Raw genomic sequence first — 6665 nt, forward strand, 5'->3', positions numbered from 1 at the left:
TGGGATTACTAATAATTAAGTTATTTTTAACAAATTTTTGATTAGTCAAAAAATCTTTGATTTCTTGACTAATTGCTACAAATACATCTGGTTTAACATTCAACTGATTATATATATCAGTATATTCATTAGGTAACAGGTGATGAACTATATTAACTAATTTACAATTGTTTTTTCTTGAAAAATCCGACGCCAAAATGGAAGGAAATCCATGCTGACAAATAATAGTATCAACATTTTTTAATTTTTTATTTAGGAAAAAGCCATAAAGTGGACCAAAGAACCACCAATTATTTAAAACTAAACGATGTTTGAAAGGTAGTTCAGCGATTTTATCTTTAAATATACCAACGATTGGAATATTGAGTATTTCAGCTCCACTTTCGATCAGCTTACGTTCCATTTTACCCCCAGAGGAGATAAACGTTACTTTCACTCCATCTTTGATAAAATTTTCAGAAAGTGAATATAAATACTGTTCAGAACCGCCAAAATTAACGGAATTTAAAAAAAAGCATATATGTCTAACTCGCATGAACCCCTCAGGTCTTGAATATAACTAGTGTTATAGTTAATGTATTCTGTAGAAGATAGCTAAAAAAATTCTTACTTGATTTGACTTCTAACTGTATCTGATTAAATATAAATTTACTAAGGAAAATAATAAATTTCACTCAGCTCAATTAATTTGAAAAGTACAGACTTATTAAAATATAAACTAATTTATAGTCTCTATATCGGCACCTATACTTCGCAACTTATCTACGACCGAATAGTAGCCTCTTAATATTTGTTCTGCTTTTGTAAGAACAGTTTTTCCATCATTCAGTAGAGCAAATATTAAAGAATTAAAACCCGCACGTAAGTCGTGACACTCCAACTCAAAATCACCATTTACAGACAAAGACGGATCACCTACGATATTTGCTAGACCGTCTAAGTGTGTCGATTGAAGACCCATCTTAGTCAACTCATCTAAATAGGCAAATCGTTTGGGATAAACTGGATCAATAATTTCCGAAACACCATTTGCATAAGACATAACTGCAGCAATAAGAGGCTGATAATCAGTCCCGATACCTGGATAAACATCAACAGTTAATCGACGCGCATTCAGCTTTTCTGATCGATATACAACAATTCGATCCTCAAAGATGTCAAATGGAACCCCCATTGAACGTAAAAAGTCTCTAGGCTGTTTTGTATGAGCAATATTAGCTCCTTTGATTTCTAACCTATCCTTGCAAAGAAGTGTCCCAAGAACCATAAAACTCAGAGTTTCTATTCTATCCGGAATCACCGAATGTTCTAACAAGGCAGTCCTTAAAGACATAGGAGGGGTAATCTCAAGGGAGCGTTCCTTCAAAAACCTAAATTGGAAGCCTAATTTCACACAAAAATCTATCAAATCAATAACTTCCGGCTCAGTAGCGATATTATGCAAAGTAACTGAACCTTCTACTGCTGCTGAAGCGAGAATTAGGTTTAATGTTGCCCCTACACTTGGAAACCTAAGCGTATGCTGAACTTGTTTATTTAAGCTCTCACAACTAATTACAATTGAATTTTTTAAAATCGAAATATCAGCTCCTAGCGCTTCAAAACCGACTAGATGAATATCAATTGGCCTAGTACCAAATGAAGAACATCCCCCAGGATATGCAATCTCTAGCTTCTTACAGCCAGCACCAATTAATGCTCCCATCAAGATGGTTGAATATCTTATGCTTGATACCAAACCTTGAAGCAATTTAACATCGTGGCCTATTTGCTTTGCATTAATATACAAGACCTCGCCAGAGGGATCCCAGTCTCCAGTAATTCCTATAGAAGATAGTATATCTAACAAAATTTCCGCATCTCTTAATTTAGGAGCATTTCTGAGAATAACTGATCTCGATAATAATGAAGCACATATAAGTGGCAACAAACTATTTTTGGCACCGGAAATATTAATATCTCCAAACAACTGCTTAGCGCCTATAACTTTAAACTTTGTCATATTTAATTTTACCAAATAAGCTTTTTATGATTAATATCATCAAATTTAAATCCAAAAGTATAATCGATCGAAAGAATGAAATCACAACCTGCCTACCTTGTCTTGCAAATATATTAAGTACCACACTAGATAAGAAGAGCGAAATTATAGTGGCAGATGCAGCACCGTAGACACCAAAATCGGGTATTAACAAATAATTAAGACATACCCCAATAACACAAGCAATAATATTTTTGACTGCCGAGAACTTGGCCATTCCCCAGCTATACATCCATGAAGCTTGGATGGTACCAACAGCAGAAAAAAGTCCCGCAACACAGTGCAATCTCAAAATATCGCTTGACATAACATACTCTGCACCATAAAGGTTATAAATGAGTTTATCTGAGATAATATATATAAGTGCAATAAATGATAATGAAAGCACAACAATCAATTGCATCATTCCTTTTCCTAGGTCTCCAAATGATGACTCTTTTTTAAAGTTTCTTGCAACGTATGGAACAATAGCCTGTGTTAATATTGGTGGAAAAATAAACCAGATTTCAGAGAGCCTGGTTGCTGCAGCATAGTAACCTGCGTAAATATCACCTTTAATCTGCGACAACATAATTACATCTATTTTGGTATATATAATTACAGATAACGAAGAAAAAACTAAAAATATTCCTTCCTGAGTAAAAAACTTTAAATTTACTTTAAAATTTCGTCCCAGTTTTAAATTACCAAAAGCTCCAAAATAAAATCTAAATAATAATAAGTGGTAAAAAAAAATGTCAAAAACATAAGAAAGAGCTATATATATAATGCTAAAGTCAAAATGGACCATCGTAATTTTAATTAAGAAACTCAAAATACTAGCTAACATTGAAGACTTGGCAATAACACTGGTTCTATATACGGATTTAAAATGGTACTCAAGCGGCTCAAAAAATTGAAATATTACTGACATTGATATAATTAGCGAAACCAAGCCAACATACTGATAATAATAAAAAATAAAAATTACTAAAGCTGATATAACGATGGTAATAATTCGTATTACAATAAGAGACGAAACAATAGAAGTTGTTTGCCTTTGTCTCCTCGATAATTCTTTTATTGCAAAGGTTTCTAAACCGAGAGCACAAAATATAATTATAATAGCACGTAATGATAGAGCACTACTTAATTCTCCGAAAGTAGTAACCCCTAGATATCGAGCTAAGATTATCCCAGTAATAAAACCTAATCCAACACGAATTAGTCGATCTACAATTAAGTATATTGCATTATTAATAATTGCCATCTAATTTATAATGCTCATACACTTTTCATATTCTTCTTGATTGATTATTTTATAAATATAATCGATTAAAATCTCATTTTCCAAAATTGCGGAATCGCCTAATTCTCTGCCTAATCTAAAGATAAAAGAAAGTAGCACATGAGATGCATAATTCTTATTTAAAAAAGTATTTAGATTTTTATGAGAAAATAAATCTTTATATTCAGAAAACGAACAATCCAACTCAACTAGTCTATTTAATATTCTATTGGAAGGATTTTTCCTTCTAATTAACCGAATTAATTTATTAAAAAATAAAAATTTCAAAATAAAAAATTTAATTCTAAATATCTTTCTACTCTTTGACAATTGATCATAAACAGAACCATCAAAAGTATAAATGCTTCCTAAATTAGGGTAAACCCATTCTTGATATGAATGTCTAGCTATATGATAAGTTTCAATTTTTCTATATATGTCTTTTTCATCGCCGATGTTCAAATTAAATACAGCTCGCGTGATGATTAGGGAATTATTTTTTTTAAATATCGACTCGCGTTTTGCAAATTCCAGCTCTTCTTTAGTTAACCAAATAAGATTACTATTTTTGTCAATACACTCAACCCGATCAATAAGGTCAGAAACTGTATAACCATATGCACCAGCATTCATGAAAATTGCTCCACCAATACCTCCTGGTATACCTTCAAGTCCCTCAACTCCAGTGTAACCTCTCATCGCAAACTCTCTGACTAGGTCTGGTAAAAACTTTCCAACTTCTACAGAACAATTTACTTCAGTGAATGAAATTCGATTTAAGAATTTAGTTGATATAAAGGTGCCGTAAATAACGCTATCTAAGAATAAGATATTTGTCATTTCACCAATCACCTTAAACTGGATTTCATTTAATCTCAAAAACCTTATTATGCTTACTAGTTGCTCTATAGTTTTGGGCATTATGTAGCGCTTAACTTCGTAACCAGTTTTCGAGTAGCTATTGGACTTCAAATTAAAATCATGAAGACTTGGTATACATTCTTCTTTCAGAAAGCTATCAACCGCTTCTAACCATTTATCCATTATTATTCATTCTTACATTTTATTTTGAGAAAATTTGGTAATTTATAAAATTTCTACACTGTAGGGAAAATCTTTATTTAATTTAACATTAGCACATAGAGCTTTTTATTTAGTATCTCTATTTTTAGACTAAAAATATAACTTCGTTTGATTGTATTAATAAATATTTTCTAGTAAATATCTTAACCTTAATATCTTTTAGCTTCCCTAAGTGCACTAGTAACATATTTTGATGGATATCTAATTGCTAAAAACGTTTAACATCTAGATTGTTGTAAGCTGCTGAGGCTAAAACAATTTATTTGTTCACTCGCATACCTTTTCACTCCTAATCATTAAGGTTTTTTAAATTAACTTATAATTAGTAGCGTATTTAAGGCATGCACTCTCAATTCTTAAAATTACGAACAAGGACAAAGGATACTGACAATATAGCCCCTAATATAAACCCTAGAACAACTATTATTGCTCTTTTAGGACTTGCTTTTTCTTCAGGAACAAAAGCCTTATCAATTATTTTGAAAATATACTCCTCTCGCACCTCCGCAAACATCAGTGTTTTTGTTTGTTCTTCAATTAATTGATATAAAAGATTTTTTAACTCAGATACTGTGGTTTTTTCAATCTGAGTTTGTAGATAAGCAATATTTTGTTCTGCTTCATGCTTATCTCGATTTTTCATGTGGAGATTAATATCTTCTATCAGCCACTCAATCCACTGTTTTGCTACATAAGGTGAATAGTGCTCAACACTTACAGTCACTATTCCCGTGTCTTTATTCACCGCTATATTTAATTTATCTTTAAATATTTTAATAGATTCTTGTATAGACGGCTTAATTTGCTTTGGAGGATCAACATCTCGAACCCACTCATCTCTTTGAATTAAATATAGGTCTTCGTCATAGATAACTAGGTTAATTGTCATATCCCAAGATTTTGCAGCCATTAAATCTGGTAAAATATTATGTTTTTGATTAAACATACTAAAGAATTCCCGGGATTTAAGAATTTCAAGTGCCAAGTCTGTTTTATCTCCTGCCCCTCCGGTTAAATTTAGTCCAGCTAACGAAGCAATTCCACCAAACTGCCCAGCGAGCCCAGCGAGCCCGCCCTGTTGTTCAGTTTCTACAGGGGCCAATAAAGCCTCAGACTTATAAATATTTGGCAAGTACAATGCATAAAACACAGCGGCAAAAACAAAAATCGAAGTTATTGCAATAATTAACCACTTCGCTGACCATATGGCTTTCCACAATTCAGCCAAGTCTATTTCATCATTTGAACCAGAACTTTGCACACTTACTGGTGAAACCATCACATAACGAATATTTTGTTGTTTTTCTTCCATTTTATACTCTTCAGTCACGTAATCTTCTCATGTAAATTCCGATTTTTACAACCTTCCTATAGCGACAAGTGCCACTACAGACTGATAAAATATTGTTGTAACAGTCTGCCACAACCCAAGACGCTCAAAGTTAACAACATCCCTTGGCACTACGATGGTGTCTCCTGCCTCGAGCACGATGCTTTTATCGTCAAACCAGAAGTTATTATTTGGTATTTTTACCGAACCGTTCGCTTTAACAATATATATTTTACTGTTGTCTGCACGTTCGGTTAAACCACCAGAGCGCTCAATATAGTCACTTAGGGTCATATTTCCTTCAAGGATGTGAGTGGTCGGAACAAACACCTCACCAATAACCGAGACAGAAGCAGATATACTTGGAACATAAAGCTTATCACCATCTTTTAATTGGATATCTGCTACTTGCACACCGCTCGTTACGTCAGGCAAATTAATAACTAAACGGCCAACCGGTTCAATTGATAACAAATCACTGAGAATTTCACTCGCTTCTTGGTAATCAATTGTTTTGACATTTTGGCTTCCCGACACGTTACTTGAAATAATTTGCTGCTTAAGATCTTCAACCGTTTTATCCATGTTGGCTTTTTCACGTTTTTTGAGCTCTTCTCGAGTAAAGATGGCTGCTCGGATACTTGCTTCGCTGGTAAAACCGCCTGCACGTTCAATGACTTGAGCTAAGGTTTCATTTTTTTTAATTTGATAAATACCCGGAAATACCACCTCTCCGATCAATTCAACTCTTCTATTGTCATACCAATCAGGCGCTCTGAGCACGTTTAAGGTATCCTTGCTTACCAGCAATTGGTTGGATGCCAAGTCACCATTCAAGGCATCAATCAAATTAATTTGTACATGATTAACTTTGTAAGTGTCTTCGTCATCAAGTTGGGTTCTCGATAACTCTGCCTTTTGCACAAATGCTGATTCGATTAATC

General features: G+C 33.3%; 6 protein-coding genes. All 6 read right to left on the reverse strand.

Annotation, left to right across the window (positions count from 1 at the left end; all coding sequences use genetic code 11):
- A partial coding sequence (locus NWQ57_RS22395; protein WP_306024415.1) for a glycosyltransferase occupies positions 1 to 535 on the reverse strand: 535 nt, incomplete at its 3' end.
- A 183-nt stretch (positions 536 to 718) separates the two neighbouring features.
- Complete coding sequence (locus tag NWQ57_RS22400) at positions 719 to 2002, reverse strand: UDP-N-acetylglucosamine 1-carboxyvinyltransferase (RefSeq protein ID WP_306024416.1); 1284 nt, start codon at positions 2000 to 2002, stop codon at positions 719 to 721.
- Positions 1989 to 3290 carry a flippase gene (locus NWQ57_RS22405; RefSeq protein WP_306024417.1) on the reverse strand — a complete coding sequence of 434 codons (1302 nt, stop codon included), beginning with the start codon at positions 3288 to 3290 and terminating at the stop codon, positions 1989 to 1991. Before NWQ57_RS22405 ends, NWQ57_RS22400 begins: the two co-directional genes overlap by 14 nt.
- A complete protein-coding gene (locus tag NWQ57_RS22410) occupies positions 3291 to 4352 on the reverse strand; it encodes an FAD-binding protein (protein WP_306024418.1) in 1062 nt (353 codons plus the stop codon). It abuts the gene before it with no gap.
- 388 nt (positions 4353 to 4740) lie between these two features.
- A complete protein-coding gene (locus tag NWQ57_RS22415) occupies positions 4741 to 5703 on the reverse strand; it encodes a Wzz/FepE/Etk N-terminal domain-containing protein (protein ID WP_306024419.1) in 963 nt (320 codons plus the stop codon).
- A 45-nt stretch (positions 5704 to 5748) separates the two neighbouring features.
- Positions 5749 to 6665 (reverse strand): SLBB domain-containing protein (locus tag NWQ57_RS22420; RefSeq protein WP_306024420.1); only part of this gene is annotated, 917 nt, incomplete at its 5' end.

The organism is Paraglaciecola sp., from assembly GCF_030730205.1.
In the GTDB taxonomy this organism is placed as follows: Bacteria; Pseudomonadota; Gammaproteobacteria; order Enterobacterales; family Alteromonadaceae; genus Paraglaciecola.